The organism is Streptomyces sp. NPDC093544, from assembly GCF_040683495.1.
Classification (GTDB): Bacteria; Actinomycetota; Actinomycetes; order Streptomycetales; family Streptomycetaceae; genus Streptomyces.
Map to the genome: position 1 here is coordinate 17,748 of NZ_JBFBEA010000035.1, position 24,092 is coordinate 41,839.

Below are 24,092 nucleotides of genomic sequence, written 5' to 3' on the forward strand. Positions count from 1 at the left end.
AACTGGCTGCTCTTGAAGGACCCCGGAAGGGGGTGCGTCACCTGAGCTCGACGGAGTACGAGCTTCCGGGGAAGTCCCATCCGTCGGTGCCTTCGCCGATGTCGGCCACGATGACGTCGTCGATGAAGTGGTCTTCGAAATCCTGGTCGGCGAGGTCGCTGGCGGCCCAGCGCGCCTCGATCTCGGTCCAGTCGCCCCGGCCTCCGTCGATGCGCAGGGGTGCTGCGCGGCGGGTGCCGCGTTCGCGTTCGTCGTTGCCGGTTTTGACGGTGCCGCTGATCTCGAACTGGCCGTCTCTGACGTGGTCGGGGATAGGTTCGGCGGGGACGATGGCGACGTTTTCGTAGGCAGTGTGGATGAGGTCGCGGTAGCTGCGGCGGATGTTGTACTCAGGGTCGGACAGCCAGTTGAGAAGGGTCTTGGCAGTCACGTCGAGCCCGGCGGCTTCCAGGGTCTGGTATCCGCGGTGGGTTCCGGTGAGCTGGCTGAGTTGGGCGTGCCAGTGCTTGGCGCTGTAGGAGGACAGGCGGTGGCGGGGGGTGACCTGGGTGCGCAGGAGGTCGTTGAGGGCGGCGCCGAGGGAGTTTCCGCGGCCTGTGGGTCCGGCCATCAGTCGTCACCTTCGGGGATGAACTCGCCGCGCTGGAGGTACTTGGCCTTTACTTCGCCGAACCCGGTCCCGATCCGGTAGGTCGCGGGCGGCGTACCGGGCGGCGTCCAGAAGACCGCGGCGTCCACGTTGCGCAGCGCGATGAGCGTGTGGCCTTCCCTGACGGCCTTGAAGGCGACGGTCCAGTGGCGGACCGAGGCTTCGGCGACCATGCTCATGCGCCAGTCCGGCCGCCAGAAGGGGGACCGTTGTTCCTGCCGCTTGGGCCAGAGCAGGCGCAGGGCGATCGACAGGCGGGTCTTGTAGTTCTTGTAGGGGTCGCCGCCGATCTGGACGAGTTCGGTGCGGGCCTCGCGGGCTGCAGCGTAGAAGGGCTTGAAGAGGGACTCGTTGGCCTTCCCTGTCCACGAGTCGTGGATGGTCAGGGGTGCGGAGAGGTGGCCGTCGCGGTAGAGGCGTTCGAGCTGCCTGATGTGCGGGGTGGTCACCCACACGCGCCCCTGGTCGTCGGGCCTCTCGATGAGCCGCCCGAGTGGGTGCGGCATGCCCGGGAAGTTCCATTCCGGGATGTCGATGAAGTAGATACCGGCCTGGGTCTTGTCGAACGCGTCGAGGGGACCGGTGTGCAGGAGCTTGTTCGGGGCGAGCGGGACGGCTGAACAGGCGGAGGGGTAGCTGCCGTTGCGGTCGATCAGACACATCACGCCGTCGCCGAAGGACGCCGGCACGTCGAGCTGGTCTCGCCGCACGCGCCTGCCGTTGTCCCGGATGTGCGCGACGCGGGTGCTGGTGACGCCGGGGTGGACCCAGCCCGGCTCGCCGTCCATGTCCTCACTGATCAGCGGCCACGGCCCGCTGTCCCTGTCCTCGGTACGGATGACCGGGATCGGATGCATCTTCGAGCGCTTCACCGCATCCTTGAGGATCTTGAGGGCGGGGAAGACCGCTCCCTCCGGCTCGTCCTCTTCGTCGCCCGGCACCAGACCGTCCTCATCGCCTTCCTCGTCGGCGTCGGCGTCGGCGTCGGCGTCGGCGGGGACTTGACCACTGCCTGCGGTGGGCTGGACAGCAGCAGCGGCGGGCATCCCGGTGGCGTCGGCGGGCGCGGCGGTGCTGTAGGCGCGCAGCGCGGTGGCGAGGCGGTGCCCCTCGGCGGTGTCCGGCAGGTGTGGTCCGGTGGCGGCCATGGTCTGCAGCGGGGTGCGGAGTTCGTCGAGGTCCTTCGTATGGCCGTCGGCGAGCGCGGTGCGCAGTGCCGCGAGGAGGCGGGTTGCCTCCGCGGGCAGGCCCCTGACGGCGCCGGAGGTGAAGGGTAGGGCGGCATCAGCCAGTTCGCGGTCGACAGTGCTGCCCACCGTGTCCGGGACGGTGTCGGCGTCTGCGGTAGTGCCGGCCGCGGCTGTGGGCGCGGCGGTGTCGAGGAAGCGGGCGTGGGCGAGGTCGGGCCGCAGGCGTGTGCTGCCGATGATGCCCAGGTCCCGTTCCGCGACCGTCACGGTCGTCACCGGTGCGCCCGCGGCCGCGGTGAGGGTGAGGATGACGTCTGCGTCCAGCAGGTTCACGATGGCGGGGTCGTCGGTGTCCAGGACCACGAGGACCGGTACGTGCTGGGTGCGGGCCAGCTCGCGCAGGATCTGGCTGGCGGCCGGGAGGTTCTCGCCGGACAGTGGCAGGCGCGGGTTGCGGGCTCGCTGCAGACGGTCCACGACCACCAGCGCGAGGTCGTCGGCGAGCGGCGCGGTGTCCGCGATGGCCTGCGCGGTCAGGTCGCTGCCGTCGTCGATGAGCAGCGGTGCGTGGCGGAGCCGGTCGACGACTTCCTGTTCGTGCGGGGTGAGGACGCCGGTCTTGAGGCGGGCGTAGTCGCCGTCGGCCTCTGCCGCGATGATGCGGCGGGTGATGTCGTCGCTGTTGGGGCCTGAAGCCGCGTACAGGACACGGCCGTTACCGGCGAACGCGGTGTGCCGGGCTGCTGCAAGGCCGATCAGGCTGCCGCCCACTTGTGGTTCGGCCGCGACCAGGACCAGGCGGCCGGGGTGCAGGCCGCCGGTCGCTTCGTCCAGGCCTGCCAGCCCGAACGAGAGGCCGGGGACCGTGCCGGAGGAAAGGACGTTGCCGATGGCGTCGCCGAGTGTGGCGAGCCGGCGTCCGCGCTCACGGCTGGGGGTGGGCTGGTTGTTCACCGCGCCTCCTGCGGGTGCCGCGTCCTGCGCGGCCGGGGTGGATGGGGTACTGCTGATCGGGCCGTCGACGGGAAGCAGGACGGCGACCGGGGTCTTGTATCGCTTCAGTACCTGGGGCTGCCCGTTGGCGGCCAGTGTGATGAGGTCACCGAGGTCCTTCTGCGCTGAGCCGAGGGGGTGCGTGGGCAGCCCGTTACTGTCCGGGTGGCGGGCCGCGGGGAACCGGTCCAGTGGCGCCAGCAGGGCACGTACGCCGCGATTGTCGATCAGCGTCGATCGGCCGCCTGAACCCTCGGTCAGCTTCACCAGGGCGTGCAGCTCTTCACGGGCCTCCGTCACATTCTTGACGGCCCGAGCATGCCCACTTTCAGGTGTCTGCGCCATCGCCTCAACCTCCCCAACTCGCCATCACCCTAACATTAAGTCACCATTTCCAGACGCAAGTTAATAACTATCGACGCCTAAAGTAATACTTTTCGAGGGCATCGATGGTTGGCGCCCAGTAGCCGCGAAGAACACGACAACGCGCCGCTGACGGTGTAAGCGGCGCCCTCGGCGTGGCAAGCGCCTGTGCCTGTATGCCGCTGACGGGTAAGCGGTCAGATCTCTGCGTTCACTCCGATGAGTCGCTGCGCATTCGTCCCCTCAGGACGGGTCGAAGGCGGGCGTTTTCTGCCAACTCCGCCCGAGCGGCGTTAGTATCGGTCGGTCACGCAACGTCTGAAACATTGGCCGCAGGAGACGTCTTGTTGCATGAGCAGGTTCGCTCCTCGCATGTCCGGTCAGTGGGCTATAGCCAGCAGGAGCGCGTGCTTGAAATCGCCTTTCACGGCGGAGGGGTGTACCGCTACGACGACGTGCCTGCCGACATGCACGCGGCCTTGATGACTGCCTCCAGCGTGGGCGGTTTCCTGGCCCGCTACGTCAAAGGCCGCTACGTCTACCGCCGTATCTCGGGCTGATACGCCCGTCGTTCCATCCACGCCCCGTCCATCATTGTCGAGTTGAGGCACGCGTGCAGATCTGTTCCGTTTCCGTCGAGGGCTTTCGCTGCCTTGCGGACGTCGCCGGGGTTCCGGTCCTTTCCCAGACGATTCTGACCGGGCAGAACGAGGGCGGGAAGACCGCTCTTCTGGACGCGCTAAACTTCCTGCTACACGGAACAGCGCTGATCGAGCACGATCTCACCTACGTCGGCGACGGCGACCTCCAAGAACTGGCGGGCCACGCAGCCGCTCCGCACGCGCGTGTGCCCCAGACGGTCGTAACGGGCAGCTTCAGTCTCAGCACCGAGGAGCAGCTGCGTCTCGAGCTGCCCGAGCAGGTACGAATCCGGCGGCGTTTCCGGCCGGAGGCTGGCATGTTCCTGGAGGTCCATAGCCGTGTCTGCCAAGACCCTCAACTGCGTGACCTGGCGGCCGTGAAGCTGCCGGGGCTGAAAGAGCTCGCGGCCGCTCACGGGGTCGAGCCAGTCGGGCAGGCGAATGCTAAGGGTTGTCCCGTAACTGCTGGTCACGGAGTTGGCCAAGTGCGGAAACTGCGTAGCTGCCGAGTTCGCGGTGACGGTCTCGCACACTCCACGAAGCAGCCGGGATGCCCTTCCCGGAAGTCCCGGCCGCCATCTTGCTGGAGTCCTTGGCACAGCCGATACCACGGCAGCCCAGGCGCCGGTTCTGGAACTTCTGAGCCGAGCGGGCGAGTGAACGATGGTGAGCAGGGAGAATGCCTGGCTGGTTGATCGGGCGGTGCGCCAGCCCGCCAACTTCTCAAGATCGCAGCAGCACACTGCTTCACGGCCACCAGATGAGCAGTTCGCCAGCCTTGCCCTTTCCCGGGTTTGGTTGGTCCAGCCAGGCGAGGTCTACGTACGCCCATCCCTTGCCCGCTGTGACGGTGGCGGGGATGCATCCGGGTGATCCTCAATCCAGGCCAGGCCTCCGATGTCGAGGCGGCGGCGGGTACGGGTAACGGCGACGTAGGCAAGGCGGGCTTCGCCGTCGTCGATCGGGCCGGGCACCGCGCGGCCGGTGTCGTCCAGCTGGTCGCTGTCCTTCGGCGGGGTGAAGTCGTCGGCGATTTTCACCCGCGCCCATTCACGGCCCTTGGCTTTGTGAACGGTGGAGACGGTGACTTCGGCCTGTTGCTCAGGGACGAGTTGAGCAACGGCGTTGAGGATGGCGTCGGTGCCGTGGGTGTCGACGAGGTCGACCAGCGGCTGCAGATCTCGTCCGGCCGGGTCGTGGGTGGCGTAGTCCTGCAGGTCACCCCAGGTGGGGAACAGGACGAGTTCGGGGTGAGTGGTGGGGCGGCCTTCCTTCAGGTCCCGGGCGGCCAGGGCCAGGGCGCGCAGGCTGTCTCCTCCTCCGACCAGGGCCACCCGGTATCTGGTGGCCAGCAGTTCCATGACCTGGGCCATGGCGCCGACGTTGGTGCGGCAAAGCACAGCGTCGGGCCGGGTGAGGGGACCGAGTTCGGTGGGCACGGTCTCGGTGCCGGTGAGGCGGATGGAGCGTCGGCGATGGCCAGCCACCGGTTGGCTTCTTCGGCGAGTTGAGGGCCGAAGCGGAAGGACTCCGAGAGGGCGAGCTGGGTGCCGTCGAAGCCGGTCATGACGTCTTTGGCGCCGCGCCAGTCGTAGATGGCCTGGGCGGAGTCGCCGACCATCACCAGCTGGGCGTGGCCGCGCTGGTCGAGGAAGATCTGCTCGACGACGGGGTTGGTGTCCTGGGCCTCGTCCAACAGCAGGAAGTCGGTGTCGAGTTTCGGCTGGGTGAGGGCCCAGATCTTCAGGTAGTGGTCGTGCTCGAAGCGGACCGCGCCGTCGTCGGGGTGCTGCAGGTCGGTCCAGGCTTTGCGGGCGAACGGCAGGATGTGGGCGGCGAGTTGGGTGTGGAGCACCTTGTCTTCGAGGCCGCGCATGCGGGGCACGTGGTGGTGGGTGATCGCCGCGTCGGCGGTGTGGCAGAAGCGGGCCACGGTGCGCAGCGTGGCGTTCGACAGGGACTTCTGGGACACCTCGCGTTCCCCGATACGGACCGGTTTCGTGATGCCGAGGGCCTGTCCTGTCTGCCAGGCGGGGCGGCGGGGGGCGTTGAGGCGGCGGGTGTAGCGGTGGCCGATGCCGGCGTAGGCCAGGGCGTGGGCGGTCTTGCAGGTGACAGTGGACGGGAAACGACTGCGGGCGTCCTGGGCGATGGCCCGGTTGTAGGCGAGGTAGCGGCCGCGGCGTTTGGTGGCGTGGGCGAGCAGGGCCAGGGTGGTGGTCTTGCCTGTGCCGGCTCCGGCTTGGAGGGCCAGGTGGTCGCCGGAGTGGAAGGCGTCTGCTGCGGCGCGCTGTTCGTCGGTCGGGTTCACAGGTGCGGTGCTCCGGGAGTCTGGGTGAGAGCGCGCCCCACGGCCGGCAAGAGGTGAGTGGCGGTGGTGTGGGCGAGGAGGTGCCTCACTGCCTGGTCGAGCCGGTCGGATTCCTGGCTGGCGTGCTGGGCCAGGGCGCGGCGGAGGGTCAGCTGTACGAAACGTTCGGGGCTTTGGCCCGCGCGGTCGGCAGCAGTGTTGAGGGCGGTGCGGGTGGCGGGCGGGAAGACGAGGCTGAGCAGGATCTGCCCGCTCGCGTCGGGGTAGTGGGTGGTGATCACGTCGATGGGCAGCCGCTTGTTGAGGCGGCGGCGCAGTCGGTGTGCTGCTCTGCCTGGGGTTTTGGCGCTCTGGAGGGCGATCAGGCGGGTGGCGTCGTGGTTGGCCGCGAGCGGCCATGTGCGGGCGGCGTGGTGGAGTTCGGCCAGGGTGAGGGGCCGGGTCAGGGTGATTTCCAGCGCGTGGTGCGGCACCGGTCAGGCCTCCCCGTGACGGCTGGCTGGGGAGTGCGGGAGGCGGGTGTGGATGTGCGCCGCGTGGAGGAGGGGGTCGAAGACCTGCCACCCGGCCAGGGCGAGGTCGGCGGCGCCCGGGGCTGCGGCGTGGGCGGGGCAGCGTTGGGTGCGCCAGCGCAGCTGCTCGGCGTAGGGCAGGCGGCTGAGGTCGTAGACGGCCATCAGCCCGGCGGGCAGGGCGAGTTGGCCGCGCTGCGGGCTCGCGGGCAGCAGCGTCCACTTTCCTTGGGGGGTGTTGGGGGCGAGCACGGCATGCGGGCAGCGGTTGCGGTGTCGGGTCTGGGCCACACACCGGATGTCCTCGATGGGCGCGTCAGCAAGGTAATGGCCCAGGAGCAGTTGCACGACGGGCAGGGTGGGACAGTCGCTGCCAGTGGGCGGGGCGCATGCGGTGGGCGGGCTGGGGGTGAAGGCGCCTGCGTCGATGAGGCGTCGGGTGCGGACGGCGAGTTGGCGGCGTACCTCCTCGATGTGCGGTCCGGTCCGGGTGGTGGGGGTGCGGTCCGGGCAGAGCACGGCGTGCGGGATGCGGCACCAGGCGCTGCCGTCGCCGTGCGGGTGGGCGATGCCGCTGCTCAGGTGCCAGCGGCAGCGTTCAGGGACGTCGGCGGCGGTCAGTTCGGCAGGATGCAGGCCGATGGGCCGCTGGTCAGTGCGCTGGTAGACGTCGATGCGGTTGCCGCACCGGCGGCAGTGGCCGCTCTGGCCGGCGCGCAGCAGGCGCCTGGGGCTGGCGGCGGTCACTCGCAGCGGGCGCCGGGGGTGCGCGGTGCCGCTTGTCGACCTTGCGGCCCCCAGCGCCGACACGGTAATCCGGGGGCAAGTTCGGGGGTTTGGTACGCCGCGCTGGAAGCGGGCTGCTCGCAGGTCCGGTGCGGTGAGTCGCCGGTCTCTACTACCAGGCCAGGCGTAAAAGAGGACATCCTCGGCGTGCTGCTGCCCAGCGCTAGAGCAGACCGAGAGAACGAGCCCAGGCCCGTCCCGCCCAGGACACCTGGGGTAGCACGAGTGAGCCGGCGATTGCGATGAATACAGCGGCTGCTGCGCAGACGGCCAGCACGCGGTACACGTCTGTCTGCATACGCCTGTGGCGGGCCCAACATATGCCGGGCCAGACCAACATCAGACAGAGACCCAGAGCAAGAGGGAAAACGAGGACGGCGTAGGCGTTGAGCTGGCCGAGGGTCAGGCCTGTGTCGGCGCGGCAAGTGGCGACAAACGCGGCCAGATTGAGGCAGAGCACGGCGGAACTGAGCACGGCGGCGCTCCAGCTGTAGACCTGCAGAGGCCTCTGCTGCGTCCAACGCAGAGCGCCGGATGCCGATATCGGGCGGCGGAACAGGCCGTATTTGACACGGTTCGCGCCTGCCGCGGAATCCGCGCCTTCGGCGGCGGAGTCGGTGCGGGTACTGCTGTCAAGATCGGGTCCCAGCTGGTGCACGAGGTTTCGCAACACGTCGATTTGTCCGAGCAATTCGTCAGTCTGCTGCTGATCGTGCGCGATGGCTTGCCGGGGCCGGGGCACAGCGTTCCCTCGTGACGGCCTGGCTGTCACGAGGGCCTTGCCCATGCCGGCGCTCTCCTGCTCGGCTCGTGCCGCACGGAGACGCTCAGCTTCCAGGTCGCGCTTGACCTTCTCCAACTGCCGCTTCAGGTCACCTACCTCGCGTGCGCTCTCCTTCAGCCTCTGCTCCAGGTCATGGACGGAGCTGCGCGGGCTGGCGTTGTACTTTTGCTGAACGTCATTCAGCTCCTTCGTCAGCCGCTCGACCTCCTCCTTCGCCACCGCCAGCCGTACCTCCGCCGACTTACTGGCCGTCTGAGCAGCGCGCCTCAAATCATGCAGCTGCTCGATGTCCTGCGGTGCGCATGCCCCGGTATGCCCTATGACGAAGTCCTCGATCCTGCCGACGAAGTCCTTCGGAGCGATGCGCACGCCGCTCAGGTAGTTGCTGACCGCAGAATCGGAGAGGTAGGTGAATGCGGCGAGGTCCCGCTGCGTGGCACCCGTCTGCTGAAGACACGCAGCCAGTGCCGCCCCATAGGCCCGAGCCTGTGGGCCGACTTTCGTCCGCCGCGGCGACACAGCCTTCTCTTCCGCCACCCCCAGCCCTCCCCGATCCTCTGGGCTGCGCGTCCGGGGGAAGCGCAGCAGAGGAGCAATTGTCACGCCATGGACGGGTTTCGTGAACCCGGCTGCATCCACGCTGTTGCCAACTGCCGGAAAGCCGCTCGCGGAGGCTTTTCCCGGCACGGAAAACGTCCCGCTCCCCCTCCGTTCCCTCATGGTGGCATTACCGCCACTGCCCGACCAACGAACGGACAGACACCATGCCGTATACGTCCCGCCCCCTCCCCAACACGCCTGCTGTCGACCTGCGTCTGGGCGGCTTGCGTCTGACGATCCAACGCCTGCCGTATCCGCTGCTGACGTTCCTCACCGGAATCGCGGGCTCTGCTGGCGGGGCCATGTGGTTCGGCCGCTGACATTCCCGGCCGAGCGGCATCATCGACCGGTTCCATGGCAGGCAAGAGGACTTCCACCCGCCGGTCACAGATCCAGAACCGGTCACCCACGTCGGGACATTGACAGGTACGCGTGACGGCTGCACTCCCCGGAACTGGTCCGTCGCAGCAGCCGTCGTTTACGAGAAGCTCCGCGATCGCCCTCCGCAACCGATCCCCAAGATCGATGCCAGAGCCTCATTCTCGTGAACGAAGCCATGGGCGGGGACGCGTGACGGCTGCATGTCGCGGAGCCTGGTCCGTCGTAGCCGGCGTCGCTTGTGCAGAGGCACCGGCCTATCCCCGCACGTTTCCTCGGACCGCTTCCCGCCGGGGATCACCGGTGGGGATTCCCGTGCCGCGTGCGAAGATCCACTGCAGATCTCCCGAGTCCGGGCAGGCCTGCCATGCCCCCAGCAGTCCTGCTGCCGCCAACTGGTCAAGCGTGCCGGTCAGTTCTGCGGGCTGGGCACCGCAGGCGCGCGCCATCCGGTCGAGTTCGCCCAGGCCACTGCCGGATTTGGGGTCCGTGTGTGCGGCTAGGGAGACGCCTGCCAGTCGGGGCAACGGCTCGGCTGCCCCTGTTGCAGAGGAGGAGCCGACGCGCAGTGCCCAGTCCGCGGCACGTCGTCGGTCGGGGCCAGCTGGGGCTTGGCTGAGCAGGGTGACATCGAGCAGTTCGACGGTGATCTCGGTGGCTGCGTTCCCAGAGGTTGGACGCAGCCATCGCGCGTGTTCCAACTCGTGCCACGGGTCTGAGTGGCTGTTGTCGTTCCGATCTTGAGGGGTGTGCGTCGAACGGGAGTCTCGATCGGGTGACCGTGGCTGGTCACGGGCATGAAGACAGGGCCTCTCGGTAGCTCGCGCGGGCACCGGCCCTCCAGGACCGTGTCCGATCCCACCGCCGTGCGGCTGAAGGCCAGCCACACGCTGACCGTGACCGTGCTCGTCTTCCTCGAAGACGGCCGCCGCCGCAGCGAGCTGTGCCAGCCGCTGAAATCGACCGGGCCGTTCAAAACGTGAGCGACTGTGCCGGATCAGCGAACCCGAAGACTCACCAGATCCATCTGTTCTTCCACTATGCGGGGTTGCCACCGCCTGAGCGGAACCACAACCTGCGCTGCCGCGGGGAGGTCACAGTGCTCTGCGCCATGGATGGTTTGCTCGGCTGACTGGGCTGGGGACGTCCGAGCACGGCGGTCCGCACGGCGGGCCAGTCTTGAGCTCGCCACCAGTCGAAAAGCTGACCAGTGGCGAGCACTGGGAAGGTGAGGGCATCCACGAACTCTTTGTGCTGGTTGCGCTGGTACACCTCGGTGGAACGCTGAGCGGGATCGAGTCGGTGCTGATGGTTGACGACCAAGGCGGAGCAGGTCACCGGCTGGTCAGGGCGTAGCCGCGGCCACTTCAACAGGTGCCTCTGAAGGTAGGAGACCAAGTTCTCCGGGGCTGCGCCGGATGCGGCTTTCACCTCGATCAGGCACGTCTCCTGATCCAGTACAGCGAGCAGGTCAGCCGATGTAGTGCCCAGCTCCGCGTCCAGATCGGTGACGGTGAAGCCGGCGGCGCGCAGCACGAACGCGACCGCGACTTCCAGTTCACGGCCAGTGCCGTACAGCAGGCCCGATCGCACGGGTTCGGCTTCCTGCCGCGCCTGTTCGAGGTCCGTCTGGAGGCGGGCCTTGTCGTCGTTGTAGCGGCGCTCCAGTTCATCGAGGGCGGCGCGGGCTTTCGTCTCTGCGGGGGTCTCCAGGTCAGCATTGATGCTGTGCGGGGATCGGACGCGGCGCAGCGCGGCCGGGACGTGCGCGGGCAGAGCCTTCTGGATGATCCAGTCGACCATGGTGTTCCAGTCGACCGCATCAGGGATCACGTACCAGATCTCTTGGCGGTCGCTGGGTGTCCAGCGGGCCACGACCGGCTCGCCCAAGCTGTCCACCAGGATCGGCACCAGCTCCCCTTCAGGCTTGTGGACAGTAGTCCCCTGCGGGCCCTCCAAGCCGTACGACTTCAGGGCCATAGCCCACCATGGAGCGTCGGCCGGACGATTGCGCAGTCGCAGGCCCAGGTCACGGTCGGCTGCGTCCAGATCGGGAGCCAGAGAGATCTCCGCCCCTGCGGGCAGGCGCTTCCCGCCGATCGAGCCGGTGAAGTCGGGGAAGGGGATATTGGCTGTATAGGGGCCGAAGACCGACCGGTGGCCGCCATCGTCGGCGTTGCCCATGGTCGCGATGATCAGCGCGGGCTCGCCGCGCGAGGCCGCTCCGGACAGGAACCGCTTGAACTCGCCTGCACCTTGGCTGTGGAAAAGACTCGGGTTGATGGCCACGGCGCACGTGCTGGTGTCCATACCGAGCCAGCGCGGTTCAGCTCCCGACTCGCTCCAGGAGATGGCTGCGTACTTGGCCGAGGCCGCGAAGAGATCGAGCGCGTAGTCGGCCGCCTCCGGATCGGGCTCCGCCATGGTCGCGGGGTCGTGAACAGCAACATGGACAGGAACGAGCCCGTTCGGGCCTTGGGAGTGCGCAGCCATAGCGGCACCGTATCCGCCGGGTACGACACCGCAGCCGCACTTTTTCCCCTGAGGCTGGGCGGCTTGTCCGCCCGGGGTTGCGCGCGGTCCTGGCCGTCGCGCGCGAGCCACATCCAGCGGCGCCCGATCCCCTCACCCGCCGCCCGAAACCTGTCCCGCCCACTGGCGGCGCAGGATCACGCTTCGCCGCCCGGCTGTTGCCGGGACCAGGGCGCTGTGCCCGTCGACCACGGACACGGACACCGTGCGCGAGTGGCTGCTGTGGGTCGTCCTGTCACACGCGGGCCGCAGGGCAGGCAGTTTCGGGCGCGGCGGAAGCGTTCGTTGGCTCCCCTCGATCCGCTGCAACCACAGGCAACAACGTGCAGTCTTGACGGTCATGAGTCCCCGTCTCCCCCGCCGCCAGACTGAGCGGCGCGGCCTGCGCCTGTGGCCGGTCGGCACTGTCCTCACCCTCGCGTTCATCACTGCCATGACCGTCGCCTCCGCAGCCTTCTACGCCGGCTGGCACTTCCTCGGCGCCCAGGAGATGAAGACCCAGGCAAAGATCGACTCCAAGACCCTGTTCAACCTCGTGAAACTGTCCTTCGGAGTCGTGGCCGGAGCCGGCGCCCTCGTCGCCCTGGTCGTCGCTTACCGACGCCAGCGCGTCAACGAGGATGGCGCCCTCCGTGACGCCACCCGCCTGCACACCGAACGCTTCACCACCGCCGTCTCCCAGCTCGGCGACAGTTCTCCCGCCGTCCGCCTCGGCGGCGTCCACGCCCTGGCCGGACTCGCCGATGACGCCCCAACCCGCGACCTGCGTCAAACCTGCATCGACGTCCTGTGCGCCTACCTCCGCCTCCCCTACACCGCCGAAACCGACCTCCCCACCGGTGACACAGACGCCCAGCACAACTACCTCGCCCTGCGTGAAGTCCGGCACACCATCATCCGCCTCATCCGGGACCACCTCCGCCGCCCAGCCGACAACCCCCACTCCTGGCAAGGCCACGACCTCGACTTCACCTGTGCCGTGTTCGACGGAGGCGACCTCAGTGGCGCAACCTTCTCCAGTGGAACCGTCAACTTCAGCGACGCAACGTTCGCGAGTGGAACCGTCCGCTTCCTCGACGTGACCTTCAGCGGCGGCACGGTCAACTTCACCGGGGCCACGTTCACCGGCGGCACCGTCGGATTCAACACTGCGACGTTCAGCGGCAGCACCGTCAACTTCGTCCGTACGACCTTCAACGGCACCACGCTCAACTTCACCGGGGCCACGTTCACTGGCGGCACCGTCGACTTCAACACTGCGACGCTCAACGGCATCGCGATCAACTTCGTCCGTGCGACCCTCAACGGCGGGACCGTCAACTTCAAGGGCGCGACCTTCAACGGCATCGCGATCAACTTCACAGACGCGACGTTCAACAGCAGCACGGTGCACTTTGCGAGAACGACGCTCAACAGCGGTGCCATCCGCTTCAAGAGCGCAAAGTTCAATGGTGGCACCCTCACCTTCAAGGGCACGACCTTCAACGGCGGCACCCTCACCTTCGGTCACGCGAGATTCATGGGGAGCACCATCATCTTTAACAGCACGACATTCGACGGGGGCACCGTCTCGTTCGAACACGTCACCGGTAACGCTCCGACCGGCCTGCCGGGCCTCGCGGGATCACCGATTCCGACGGGGCTGACTCTGGCCACAGGCTGGTAAGTGACGATGAGTCAGCTGACCGAGGGCAGGTCATAGCGAGCAGGACAGCAGCGGAGTTCTTGGTGGAAGGGATCCGGTGTGACGTGGACGCTGCCGGAGCCGATGCTGACCACGCCCGTGCCTTGCCCGGGCCCGATCTGCGCCCGGGTTGGGCGGGCGAGCCGAAGTTATGGACAGGGCTGGAAGCTGTCCGTTGTCCAACTGGTTGGCTCAGAACGCTGCCACGGTGCGATGGCTGTTCTCCCGCAACGACTGCGACCATCGAGGCGGCGCGCGAACTGTATGACTGCAGCGACCACACGCACCCAGGTCCACGACCCCTGTTGACTCCCGAGGGCTTCGCAAGCCAGTTCGGCACCAAATGCACCTAGTTTTCAGGTACTTGGGCGTAGTAAATTCGTCTATTCACTGGTCTCCCGGCGAGCTGTCGGCCAAGCGCACATGAGGTGAAGGCGGACGACGGTGGCGAGGGGCCCACGTGAGAGGAGCCGCTCATGTCGGCATCGGCCGAGGGCGTGGGAACGCCCTTCCTGGACGTCGAGAGCTTCGCCGCGCGTCTGCCCGAGCAGTCCGCCCCCGAGGTGGAGACACGTGGCTCCCCCTTCCTGTCGGTGTACGAGGTCGGGGTGTCCGGCATGCCGTCCGAACCTGCTGCCGACTCGTACCTGACTTTCCTCCAGGAGCTGTACGACGAGGAGATCGACCAGGCGCTCTTCGAGCTCGCCGAGGAAGCCGCGGCGGCGTACGGGCAGGTCGCGGCGCAGCCCATGGGCGATGACCCGCAGTTCGCGCAGCGGGTTCTCGACCAGCACTTCGCCCCGATGGTCGACGAGTTGGAGGGGATGTTCGGCCGCCTTGCGGCCGAACTGGAATCGCGGGAGGGAACCGGGCTCGGCGAGAGCGAGTTCGAGTCGCTGCTGGACGGCTACGAGCCTTCCGACCGTTTCACTCCCGGCTTCGAGCATCTCTTCGGAGGGCTGAAGAAGCTTGCGGGGAAGGTCGCGAGTGCCGCCAGGAAAGGTGTAGGCGCGCTGGCGAAGCTGGGTCTGCGGAAGGTCCTGGAACGCCTCCGGTCCCTGGTCAAGCCTCTGCTGCAGAAGGTGCTCAAGGCCGCCGTCGAGAAGCTTCCGCTCGCGCTGCAGCCGGCTGCCCGTACGCTGGCCCAGCGGCTACCCTTCTTGCGGGAGCTTCCGGACGAGCCCGTCTCGCAGGGCGATGCCGGATACGACGTGACCGAGCTGCAGTTGGCGTTCGACCAGCAGGTGGCCGACCTGGTTTTCGCCGAGAACGAGGCGGCGCTGGAACTGGAGGTCGCGCACGCGGTCGCCCCGCCGCAGCCGGCATCGGCGACGATCGGCGGATTCGAAAAGGCGCAGGAGGAGTTCATTGCCGAGCTGCGCGCTCTCAAGGAGGGCGAGGATCCGACTCCGCTGGTCGAGGGCTTCCTGCCGGCCTTGCTTCCCGTGATCCGGATGGGATTTCAGCTGGGCGGGCGCAAGCCGGTGGTGGACTTCCTTGCCCGGCTGGTCGGCAAGTTGATCGGCAGATTCGTCGGCCCGCAGTACGCGCCGGCACTGTCGAAGGCGATCGTGGACGTTGGTCTGCGGCTGATGGGTCTCGAGGTGGCGGCCGATGAGGAGCGGGCGGCGCCAGCCGCCGTCGCGGCGACCGTCGTGGACACGGTCCGGCAGGTGGCAGCGCTGCCGGCGGAAGTGCTGGACGATCCCGCGTTGCTGGAGGCCTTCGCCCTGGAGGCGTTCGAGCAGGCAGCCGCGGCCAACCTGCCGCCCGTACTGCCGGACGCCGTGTATCGGGAACGCCCGGATCTGCGGCCCACCGGCACCGTACGCGGCTGCTGGCTGCCGGGGCGGCGGTACAAGAAGTTCAGCAGTACCTTCGCCACGACACTGACCCCGCAGCAGGCCGAGGCAGTCGTCACCGTCGGCGGTGCGACGCTGGCCGACTTCCTGCATGAGCAACTGGGCGTGGCGCCTGGGGACACGGTGGAGGCCGACGTGCATGTGTATGAGGCCGTGCCCGGCACCACTTTGTCCGAACTCGCCGCGACTGAGGCGGCCACCGTGCCCGGCCTCGCTGGCGGGGAGCAGGCGACGGCGCAGCTCCACCCGCTCACCCCCGACGCCGCCGGTCTGCTGCTTGGGGAGCCGCGCCTGGGCCGCCCGGTGTCGGCGAAGGCGATGGGCAGCCGCCGTGTGCTCGACTTGGGCCAGCGGATGTACCACCTGGCCGTCCCCGGACGGCGACCGCTGCTAGTGCAGGGGGCTGGCGGGCGAGCAGTAATCCGACGGCACAGCTCTGTGCACGTGGTCGTCGATTTCCCGGCCGGCACAGTCACCGTCCGGCTCTTCCTGGGCGAGTCGCGTGCCCAGAAGCTCGCCATCCACCTGCGCCAGGCGGGCCACGCGGGGACTGCCGCGGCCTCGTTGAACGCCTTCCTCGCCCGGGGACTGCGGGCCGCGCTGAGCGGCCGGGTGCGCGGCCGGGTGCGGCTGGTCCACGAGGCCCTGACCCCGGAGCAGGCGCTGGGGACCGGGCTGCGCGCCCTCGCCCCGGCCGCCGGGGAGGCATTGGCTGGCAAGCTGCAGACCTGGCTGGCCACCGCTCTCACCGGATTCTTCAGGGATCACGGCGCGCGGTTCGTCACAGCCACCGAGGACACACGGGACGGAGTCACCGTCGTGTGCGCTCTGCGCGGTGTGCCCGGACTCGGAGCGCTGCGCGAGGCGTTGAAGGGCGGGGCAGGAGCGTCGATGGCGCCTGGTACGGGCACGCCCTCCGTCACGGTGACGGTCGTGCCCGGCTACGACCATGGCTGAACCGGCGGCGGCCCTGCGCACTCAGGTAGCACGGCAGGTCGCCCACTGGTCTGCGGCGGCGGAGGGGCTGCGGGACCTCGACGACATGGCCTCGGCCCAGGCGTGGGCAGGGCTGGAGAGCTATCTCGGCATCGCCGTGCGCCGCCATCTCACGGAAGTCGTAGAGCGGCTGCTGGCCCAGGCCGCCATCCTGCGGGCCGAGCTGGCGGCCGCGCGGTCGGCCGACGAACTCGAGCGAGTACGGCGGCGCCTGGTGACGTTCGCCCAGCGGTATCTGCGTGCCGAGATCACTGTCGACTTCTACACGGACGCCGTGCGGGCCAGGACCAGTCCGCGCGTGGCCGCGCTGCTGCGCGCTTGCGACATCCTCGCTCACCGCAGCCTGGTCCAGTGCCTGGACCAGCTCGGCAGGCCGGCGCCCGTGGTCCTGTCGTACGTCGACTCCGGTCGTGGTGCGGCCATCCTGAAGGCAGGCTTGCGGCTGTGGGACGGCGCCAGCGAAAGCCCCGCGGCTACGATCAAGATCGCCCGGCATAATCTGCTCCGGCCCACCGCGCTGATCCACGAGACCGGGCACCAGTTCGCCCACACCTGCGCCTGGACCGGCGAGTTCGCGGCGGCACTGCGGCAGGGCCTGCCCGCCGACATCGCGGACGCGTGGGCGGGCTGGGCGTCGGAGGTGGCCGCCGACGCGTTCGCGTTCGTCCACACCGGATACGCCTCGGTCGCGGCGCTCCACGACGTGGTGGCTGGCGATACTAGCGACGTGCAGCGGGTGATCCCCGGGGATCCCCATCCGCCCGCGTATCTGCGGGTGCTGCTGGGTGTCCAGATGTGCCGCACGCACTATGGCGCCGGCCCCTGGGACGAACTGGCAGAGGCATGGGCCGACGCCCACCCGGTGCGGGACTCCAGGACCTCGGACGACGACGCCCTGCTGCGGAACAGCCTGCCAGCGCTGGCAGACGTCGTACGGCTGAGCACCGACACGCCGATGAGGGCGTTCGCGGGACGAACCCTTAGTGCCCTGGCCCCGCCCGCCCGCACCCACCCGAAAGCACTGGAGGACCTGGAACAGCGTTTGGGGCCCGCGCTGTACCACTCCATGCACTGGATCTGGACGGAGGCACTGCGCCTGCTGGCCCTGACCGGGCTGCACGCGGCGACCCGGCCGGAGCGGGTCGCGGACACCCGGCGCGCACAGGAGGAGTGGATGCTCCGGCTGGGCGGGAGCACGCCGAACGTGGGAACCGGAGGAGAAGTCAGATGAACGCCAGCAAAACGTCGAATACCTCAGAGGTTGATGCCGTGATCAAGAGTTACGTGGAACTGGTGAAAGCCCTGCAAGTCGCCAGGAACGAGAAGGCTCTGCCCGCGGACCGCACCTGGACGCTGCCGGGGAGTGCGCCAGGGGCCGCGAGCCCAGCGCCGAGCGCCGGATCGTCGGCCCCGCCATCGCCAGCCCCACATGCTCCTGCCACCGAGTAGGGGCGGCGACGATGTTCAGGCGATTCGCGGGCAGCATCCCTGGCGGGGCGAACGCACTTTTCCAGTTGCACCCGGCCGAGCTCTCGTTCCTGCTGGAACTCGCCTGGGACCGGCGGCTGAACTCAGGCGGTGTGCCGGGCCGGCCGGGCCACCGTAGTGCCCTTCCCGGGCTGACGTCGGCCTTCGGCCTCGGAGCGCCCGCCGGACCGCTTGCGGCGTTCATCCGCGGGCTGCCTAGAGCCGTGCAGTGGGACCACCTGATCTACGCGTACATGATCGAGAACACCCGCGCCTTCCGCATATTCCGGCGGGTCGTCGAGGAGTTCACCTCGGGTGAGCGGCTGGGCGTACCGAACGGCACCGCCGCCAGTCAGCATTGGCTGCGCAACACCGAAGAACTGTTCTACCGTGAGCCCGCGCCGTTCACGATCTCCGCCGTCACCAGTCGGCTCCGTCCCGACCTCGACGCTACGCGCCGCAGCACCTACCAGCGGCTGCTCGGGATGGAACTCAACCACGGCACGGACGACAACCACCCGTACCCGTATCCGAAGGCGGAGGCGGCCAACCGGGAGTTCGTCACTACCTTCGAAGAGTTACTGCGCGAGGTCTGGATCGGCTCGGTGAACGTACGCAACGCCACGGGGCCCAATCCCACGGACAACGGCAAGATCGCCATGCTGGTGACGAGGCTCCGCGACATGCTGCTAGCCCGGAGGCTCTACGGCAACTTGTCGCGGGAGGAGTACGTCTTCGTCTCGACGATGTCCTGGTTCCACCTCACCCTGCAATACGACTCGCCCATCGTCTTGACGCTGCGCGCCGAGGCGATGAGTCCCGAGCAACGCCTGTTCAAGATCGCCGAACGGGTGGGACTGCCCGCGCACGGACTGTCCAAAAGCTTCTTCGACATCGCTGACCCGGTCTCCCGGATCCTGATCCTCATCGAGAGCGACGCGGTCTCCACCCCCGCGCAGGTGCCCGCGCTGTACACGCCCGCCCCGGGCGGACCGGAGGACGACATGCGCACGATCATCACGCACTGGTCCCTCATCTCAGGTCGTGACATGAAGGCCGGCAAGGTCACGGCGGGCTGAACCGCCGGCCGGAAGGGAGGCGCGCATGACGGAACAGCCGTACTCGCCGTTCCTGGAGGCGGAGCCTGGCGGACGGGCCGAGGCGGTGCCGCCCGCCGTGTCGTTCCTGGCTGCGGAAACGCCGTTCGCGCAGATTGCGGCTATGCAGCCGGAGACGGCTGCCGAATCCGAGACACAGACGGTCACCTTGCCGACGCCTCTCGCCATCGAGGCCGAGTTGTGGGAGGCGGAAGACCCGTCCCCCGTCGCTGACGAGAGGGCCGCCGTACCGCCGTTCAACTTCCTCAAGCGCGTGCCGATGCCTGTCCCTCTGCTGTCGAGAACCCAGAGCGCAGCCAGGAGGACAAACAACCAGCAGTGGCACCCCGCGGTTTCGGGAGTCGACCCGGAGCAGATCCGCCGTCAGCTCTCCCAGTACGTCAACCTCACAGTCGTAGCCGTGGCGATCCACTTCTACAACAAGGACCACCCGACCGATCCCGTCGAACTCGGCACCCCACCCGTCGATGCAGTGTTCGTGGAGGCGGTACACCAGTTCCAAGCCAAGTGCTATCTCGAACCCGACCAGGTCGACGGGCTCGCTGGCGAGAGCACCCTGGACAGCCTCGGATTCATCACCCGACGCGGACTGCGCAAGGTCAACCGCGTCAACTCACGGGCGCTGGCTCGGCTGAAGGCCGCGGCACAACAGGCGGAGGAAGCCGCGCGGCTGATCCGCGAAACGACAGGCGGCGACTACACGGGCTGGTTCGACCACATCGTCAACCCGACGTTCCTCGGCCGACCCTTCAACCGGGGGATCCATGTCGAGCTGGCCCGCAGGCTGCGCGTCGCGGAGCGCTGGCTCCTCGGGCTGCCGGCGTACCAGGGGATGACGCCGGTGGAACTCGGCCGGGCCTTCAATCTGGACACGCCGACAGACCGTGAGCACGATCCGACCCACAAGGGCCACCGTCCGGACGGAACGAGCGTTGATCCCGATTCGAACAGCATGCACACGTTCGGGCTCGGGCTGGACATCCGGAAGCAGACGAACCCGCACGTCTCAGAGAAAAGCCTGCGGTCGCCGTTCACCTGCGCGCTGCAGAACGCGGCCGCGCTGCTGGGCCGTACTCCCCTGGACGGTACCGCGGCCGCATCCTTCGACCGGCTCGGCACCCATCCGTCTCTCACCACCTCGCAGATCCACGGGTCGCTGGCACGCCGCAACAGCGACCTGCTCGACTACCTGGCCTTGCGGGACCGGCTCGAGGGGATACGCCGCACGCTGGCGCAGCGCTGGGCAGCAGAGGACTGGGCTGCCGCGTTCGAGCCCGCCGAACGCCAGGCGGGCGAGACAGCAGGCATTGAAGCGGCGGCGGCCCGCTGGCTGGGGTTGATCAAAACGGACTACGCGAAGTTGAGGTCCGGCAGGTGGGAGCCGACGGACGGCTTCCTGAACCTTTCCGCGGACCTCGTGGTCGCACTGCGAGATAAAGCCTGCCTGTGCTGGGGGGCGGTGGACTTCGGTGCGGAAGAGAGCGGCGACATCATGCACTTCGACGCCCGGGTTGGAGGGCTCGGGGACATTCTGGCCCGCGACGGCCGGCATCGCGTGCGGGCGGGACACCCCTGCCTCGCCTCCTGACTCGGAGAGAGGGAATGCCTCGTCCCCTACCCGGCCTCCTGCCGCCCACAAGCCTGGTCGGCGGCATCGGCCATCGCCCTCGTGACCACACTGACCGGACTGGAATCCGACGTCCCCAACGGCCGCACCACCAACCTCGCCCGGACGGCCAGCAGCACGTTCGCCGGCCTACTCGCTCCGGCCCGGCGCGGCCATCCCTGGACGGGCTTGATCGTTCTCCGCCGGGTGGGGCACCAGGGAGACGCTGAACGTCACGCTGGTGCAGCCCGAGCTGGTGGTGGAAGTCAGCGTCGACGTCGCCCGCGACGCCTCCAGCCGGTGGCGCTACCCCGCACGTCTGCACCGCGCCCGCCCCGACCTCTCCCCCGCCGATATCCCCCACCTGACGTCGCCGCAGTGACGGCGGCGCAGCGCGGCGGCCCCGGCCGACGCGCGAGGAGCACCGCCGGCACCCGATCCCCTCACCCGCCGCCGGGCCCTGTCCCACCACCCACTTTCCTTGTTCTTCCTGCGGTGGGTGGGCCGGGGGCGTAGAGGGGATGTCGGCCTCGCGACCACAGCCCGACCGGCATGGTGACCTGCGGGGTTCACAGGAAGGTGCGGCAGAGAGCCCGGGCGGTTGTCGGCCGGGTTGTCGGAGGGGATACCGGCCCGGTCCACAGCGGTGTTGTCGCTTCGTGACCGTGGTCGGGCCTTCGCGGTCGACGTTCCGGTCGGGGCCGGCTGCTGGGCTGTCCGGTACGCGCGGCGCCAGGACGGCGCCGTACCGGACAGGAAGCGAGCAGATCCGTGATGATCGGCGTGGACGCGGGCAGCGGGGACCGGCTGGCGCTGGCGGTGCTGACGCAGTACCGGATGGCCACCACCGAGCAGATGCACCGGGTGATCGCCCCCGAGGTGCGGATCGAGCAGACCCGGCGGCGGCTGGCCCGGCTGCGTGTCGAGGGGCTGGTCGACCGGATCACCCTGCCGCAGGCCGGACGGACCCGGGTGTGGTTCCCCACCGCGTACGGCGTGCAACTCGCCTGCGAGTGGCCCGAGATGCGCGGGCGTCGGTCCTCCAGGACCGTGTCCGATCCGATCGCCGTACGGCTGAAGGTCGGCCACACGCTGACGGTGGCCGAGACCGCGCTCGCCTTCCTCGAGGACGCCCGTCGTCGCGGCGACCTATGCGGGCCGCTGGACTGGATCCCCGAGGTCCACCATCCGACCGGGAGCGGCGAGGCCGTCATTCCCGACGCGCTCATGTACTACCGGCGCGGCTCCGCCGACGGCGACGACGGGTCGATGCTGCGGGCGTTCGTGGAAGTCGACCGGGCCACCATGGGACCCGAACGCCTCGCCGCCAAGCTGCCCGCCTACGAACGGCTCTACCAATATGTGCCCATCGCCCCGGGGCGCCGACCGACCTTCCAGGAACCGGCGCAGGAGGAGTGGCGGCGGCGCTATCCGTTCTTCCCCCGCATCCTGTTCGTCCTGGACGGCACCGGCTCCACCGGTGTCGAGAACCGGATCAGGGCCCTGCGCGCGGGGGCCGGGCTGCTGGCGGCGTCGGGTTTCGTGTACGACGTCCCCGTCTTCGCGGCGTCGCTGGGCGACCTGGTCCACCACGGCCCCTCCGCCCCTGTGCGGCGCCCCGTACGCGATCCCGACCAGCGAGTCCACTGGACCGGGTCCGGACGCCGGCAGACGTGGCGTGCGGCCGCCGGCGTCCGGACCCGGTCTGCACTTCGCTTCGCTCCGGAGACCCTCGCGGCGAAGTGGTCGGCCACCAGGCCCGCGCGTATCTACCCGTTGTCGCCGTGGTCAGCCGCGCATCCGAACTCCCCCGGCCAGGCCTCGGGTGCGGGCCAGTTGCCGCAGCTCGGTGCGCGCCGCAGGTGCCGAGGGGGCGGTCTTCCAGTAGGGGTGCCACCACAGGCGTACGGACAGGTGCAGCAGGCGGCGGCGCAGGTCCGTGGTGTCACGGGGGTGGGTCGTGGCGAGTGCGTCGTAGGCGGCGTTCCAGGCGTGCTGCGTCTGGACCAGGTCGTCGGGGAGGTCGGTGGAGTCCATCTCTTAATTAGATCGCTTGTTCGAATCTTCTGTCACGCTGACACGCTTCCGGATGCGCTGACCAGTGTTCGGTGTCATCGAAAGCTGAGCGCTGTCGCCGAAGGCTGCTTCATCCTGAAGGCTCAGCAAGCGGACAAGGGAGACAGCGATGATCGCGAGAGTGGCCGTTTGGGAGCCGATGCCGACCGATGACCGTGACTGGGTGCTGGAGGCCGCCGCTACCGTGCCCGGCGTCCACGGTGCGTATCACCTGATCGATCCTGCAACTGGCAACGGACTGTCTATTGCCTTCTTTGAGGACGAAGCCGCAGCTCAAGCTGCACGAGGGGCGATCGAGAAGCGCGCCGAGGAGATCGGCTGGCACAACGCCCCGCACCCGGCACCCGCCTCCCAGACGATCTACAACGTCGCCCGACACTCCTCGCCTGGCAGCTGAGGGTGTGCCCTCAAGATTCAATGACACACGCCCGGCCTTGGACGGCACGGGACAACCAGCTGTGGTCGGGGCTGAGCGCGGTGCGGCCGCACCCGTGGTCGGCCTCCTGGTCGCCCCGACCATGACGGTCAGGAGGCGCGCAGGGCCGCGCCGGCCGGGCCGATCACCTCGGGCCCGAACTTGGCGCGGACCCGGTCGGCTGCCTTCTCCATGACCAGCCGGGCTTCGCGGCCGGGATCGAGGCTGAGCTGCTCGGCAACGGCAGGGGCGCCGGCATGAGCCCTGCGGCGCTGCGGTGTGGTCGCTGTCGCGGTGGGCATCTCGTCGTCGCTGGGGAGTGGCTTGTGTGCAGGTGGAGGAGCTGCGGTTGTCGTTGCGATGCCCTCGTCCCTGTGGGTGTGCCGGGGGTCGTGCAGCCGACGCAGCACTTGAGGTGGCAGGAGTTGGGCTGTTGCGTTGCGTATGCCGGGGTTGTGCCGTGTGTCAGGGGCTCATGGGGTTCAGGGGGCTGACGCCGGTCCCGGCATACAAGTCGGCGTTCAGGGACAGCAGGGCGGCGTCGTCACCGGTCTGGCGGGCCACGATGATGGCGGCTGCGGGGTGCAGGATCCGCCAGTCGGCCTGCCGCCAGCTTCCGGCGACCAGGGCGTGGGCGTGGGTGAAGTCGGCGATCGTGGTGAAGCGGCGTCCGAGGATGTCTGCCCCGGCTCCGGGTTTGTCGCGGTCGGCGACGGTGGCGGACAGGGCGGGGATAACGATCTCCGCGTGACCGTAACTGGCCTCCACGTAGAGGCCGTTGAGGAATTCGTCGCCTTCGGCGAGGGCTCGGATGCAGGTGTGGTCGAGCAGAACGCGCATCACGCGGCGTGGTGCTCCTGTCCGAGGCGCTGCAGGAGGGCTCGGGCGCGGGCGTCGTCGGACACGGTGACGCCGGTGGCGTGCCGCACTTCCTCCATGGCTTGCTGGACACGCTGTTGCTTCTCGGCCTCGGTCAGCTCGCGTGAGACGAGTTCGGCCAGGAGGTCGTTCATGGTGGTATTGCGCTCACCGGCCAGTGTCCGCAGGCGGTCGCGTACCTGCCTGGTGGTCTTGATGCTGGTGTCCTGCTCTCCCATAACGTCGCTCTACCAGCGGTAGAGCGCCGGTG

General features: G+C 68.6%; 22 protein-coding genes and 2 pseudogenes. 11 read left to right on the forward strand and 13 right to left on the reverse strand.

Features of this window, described 5'->3' with window-relative positions; all coding sequences use genetic code 11:
• Positions 1-37: 37 nt before the first annotated feature.
• Positions 38-610, reverse strand: a complete 573-nt coding sequence (locus tag AB0N66_RS37180) for a hypothetical protein (RefSeq protein ID WP_365443455.1) — start codon at positions 608-610, stop codon at positions 38-40.
• The gene (locus AB0N66_RS37185) at positions 610-3,177 is read right to left on the reverse strand and encodes a DnaB-like helicase C-terminal domain-containing protein (protein ID WP_365443458.1); all 2,568 of its coding nucleotides are present in this window, start codon (positions 3,175-3,177) and stop codon (positions 610-612) included. The genes AB0N66_RS37180 and AB0N66_RS37185 overlap by 1 nt, the downstream gene beginning before the upstream one ends.
• Before the next feature lie 362 nt (positions 3,178-3,539).
• On the opposite strand from AB0N66_RS37185, the gene AB0N66_RS37190 reads away from it, so the two are divergent.
• The gene (locus tag AB0N66_RS37190; RefSeq protein ID WP_365443461.1) at positions 3,540-3,755 is read left to right on the forward strand and encodes a KTSC domain-containing protein; all 216 of its coding nucleotides are present in this window, start codon (positions 3,540-3,542) and stop codon (positions 3,753-3,755) included.
• Between the two features lie 191 nt (positions 3,756-3,946).
• Here the strand turns inward: AB0N66_RS37190 and AB0N66_RS37195 are convergent, their stop codons facing one another.
• The 5 genes and pseudogenes from AB0N66_RS37195 to AB0N66_RS37215 form a co-directional block, all read right to left on the reverse strand.
• Entirely contained in the window at positions 3,947-4,321 is a 375-nt protein-coding gene (locus AB0N66_RS37195; protein ID WP_365443464.1) for a hypothetical protein, read from the reverse strand.
• 333 nt (positions 4,322-4,654) lie between these two features.
• Positions 4,655-6,147: pseudogene (locus AB0N66_RS37200) on the reverse strand (UvrD-helicase domain-containing protein).
• A complete protein-coding gene (locus AB0N66_RS37205) occupies positions 6,144-6,620 on the reverse strand; it encodes a hypothetical protein (protein ID WP_365443467.1) in 477 nt (158 codons plus the stop codon). Before AB0N66_RS37205 ends, AB0N66_RS37200 begins: the two are co-directional and overlap by 4 nt.
• 3 nt (positions 6,621-6,623) lie before the next feature.
• Entirely contained in the window at positions 6,624-7,406 is a 783-nt protein-coding gene (locus AB0N66_RS37210) for a DUF6083 domain-containing protein (RefSeq protein WP_365443470.1), read from the reverse strand.
• A 202-nt stretch (positions 7,407-7,608) separates the two neighbouring features.
• Positions 7,609-8,766, reverse strand: coding sequence for a hypothetical protein (locus AB0N66_RS37215; protein WP_365443473.1), 1,158 nt, complete (start codon positions 8,764-8,766; stop codon positions 7,609-7,611).
• Positions 8,767-8,993: 227 nt separating this feature from the next.
• Here AB0N66_RS37215 and AB0N66_RS37220 point away from each other — a divergent pair, with 227 nt between their 5' ends.
• A complete protein-coding gene (locus AB0N66_RS37220; RefSeq protein ID WP_365443476.1) occupies positions 8,994-9,149 on the forward strand; it encodes a hypothetical protein in 156 nt (51 codons plus the stop codon).
• Positions 9,150-9,464: 315 nt separating this feature from the next.
• Here AB0N66_RS37220 and AB0N66_RS37225 read toward each other — a convergent pair whose 3' ends face one another.
• Positions 9,465-9,734 (reverse strand): hypothetical protein, encoded by a 270-nt coding sequence (locus tag AB0N66_RS37225; protein WP_365443479.1) that lies wholly within the window; start codon positions 9,732-9,734, stop codon positions 9,465-9,467.
• A gap of 321 nt (positions 9,735-10,055) precedes the next feature.
• Between AB0N66_RS37225 and AB0N66_RS37230 the strand changes: the two genes are divergently transcribed.
• A complete protein-coding gene (locus AB0N66_RS37230) occupies positions 10,056-10,190 on the forward strand; it encodes a hypothetical protein (protein ID WP_365443482.1) in 135 nt (44 codons plus the stop codon).
• 55 nt (positions 10,191-10,245) lie between these two features.
• Here AB0N66_RS37230 and AB0N66_RS37235 read toward each other — a convergent pair whose 3' ends face one another.
• The gene (locus AB0N66_RS37235; protein WP_365443485.1) at positions 10,246-11,631 is read right to left on the reverse strand and encodes a hypothetical protein; all 1,386 of its coding nucleotides are present in this window, start codon (positions 11,629-11,631) and stop codon (positions 10,246-10,248) included.
• A 448-nt stretch (positions 11,632-12,079) separates the two neighbouring features.
• Here AB0N66_RS37235 and AB0N66_RS37240 point away from each other — a divergent pair, with 448 nt between their 5' ends.
• The 7 genes and pseudogenes from AB0N66_RS37240 to AB0N66_RS37270 all read left to right on the forward strand — a co-directional run.
• Positions 12,080-13,405 (forward strand): pentapeptide repeat-containing protein, encoded by a 1,326-nt coding sequence (locus AB0N66_RS37240; RefSeq protein ID WP_365443488.1) that lies wholly within the window; start codon positions 12,080-12,082, stop codon positions 13,403-13,405.
• Between the two features lie 494 nt (positions 13,406-13,899).
• Complete coding sequence (locus tag AB0N66_RS37245; RefSeq protein WP_365443491.1) at positions 13,900-16,242, forward strand: hypothetical protein; 2,343 nt, start codon at positions 13,900-13,902, stop codon at positions 16,240-16,242.
• Positions 16,235-17,512 (forward strand): hypothetical protein, encoded by a 1,278-nt coding sequence (locus AB0N66_RS37250; RefSeq protein WP_365443494.1) that lies wholly within the window; start codon positions 16,235-16,237, stop codon positions 17,510-17,512. The genes AB0N66_RS37245 and AB0N66_RS37250 overlap by 8 nt, the downstream gene beginning before the upstream one ends.
• A gap of 229 nt (positions 17,513-17,741) precedes the next feature.
• Positions 17,742-18,827 carry a hypothetical protein gene (locus AB0N66_RS37255; RefSeq protein WP_365443497.1) on the forward strand — a complete coding sequence of 362 codons (1,086 nt, stop codon included), beginning with the start codon at positions 17,742-17,744 and terminating at the stop codon, positions 18,825-18,827.
• A 25-nt stretch (positions 18,828-18,852) separates the two neighbouring features.
• On the forward strand, positions 18,853-20,454 hold the full coding sequence (locus AB0N66_RS37260) for a hypothetical protein (protein WP_365443500.1): 1,602 nt from the start codon (positions 18,853-18,855) through the stop codon (positions 20,452-20,454).
• Between the two features lie 274 nt (positions 20,455-20,728).
• Positions 20,729-20,854, forward strand: coding sequence for an ATP-dependent DNA ligase (locus tag AB0N66_RS37265; protein ID WP_365443503.1), 126 nt, complete (start codon positions 20,729-20,731; stop codon positions 20,852-20,854).
• Between the two features lie 392 nt (positions 20,855-21,246).
• Positions 21,247-21,822 (forward strand): annotated as a pseudogene (locus AB0N66_RS37270) (replication-relaxation family protein); the annotation flags it as partial.
• A 438-nt stretch (positions 21,823-22,260) separates the two neighbouring features.
• Here the strand turns inward: AB0N66_RS37270 and AB0N66_RS37275 are convergent.
• Complete coding sequence (locus AB0N66_RS37275; RefSeq protein ID WP_365443613.1) at positions 22,261-22,509, reverse strand: hypothetical protein; 249 nt, start codon at positions 22,507-22,509, stop codon at positions 22,261-22,263.
• 178 nt (positions 22,510-22,687) lie between these two features.
• Here AB0N66_RS37275 and AB0N66_RS37280 point away from each other — a divergent pair, with 178 nt between their 5' ends.
• Positions 22,688-22,945: a hypothetical protein gene (locus AB0N66_RS37280; RefSeq protein ID WP_365443506.1), complete on the forward strand. Its 258-nt coding sequence runs from the start codon at positions 22,688-22,690 to the stop codon at positions 22,943-22,945.
• Positions 22,946-23,073: 128 nt separating this feature from the next.
• Here AB0N66_RS37280 and AB0N66_RS37285 read toward each other — a convergent pair whose 3' ends face one another.
• The 3 genes from AB0N66_RS37285 to AB0N66_RS37295 form a co-directional block, all read right to left on the reverse strand.
• The gene (locus AB0N66_RS37285; protein ID WP_365443619.1) at positions 23,074-23,265 is read right to left on the reverse strand and encodes a hypothetical protein; all 192 of its coding nucleotides are present in this window, start codon (positions 23,263-23,265) and stop codon (positions 23,074-23,076) included.
• Positions 23,266-23,428: 163 nt separating this feature from the next.
• Positions 23,429-23,806, reverse strand: coding sequence for a PIN domain-containing protein (locus AB0N66_RS37290; protein WP_365443509.1), 378 nt, complete (start codon positions 23,804-23,806; stop codon positions 23,429-23,431).
• On the reverse strand, positions 23,803-24,060 hold the full coding sequence (locus tag AB0N66_RS37295; RefSeq protein WP_365443511.1) for a hypothetical protein: 258 nt from the start codon (positions 24,058-24,060) through the stop codon (positions 23,803-23,805). Before AB0N66_RS37295 ends, AB0N66_RS37290 begins: the two co-directional genes overlap by 4 nt.
• Between the last annotated feature and the right edge of the window lie 32 nt (positions 24,061-24,092).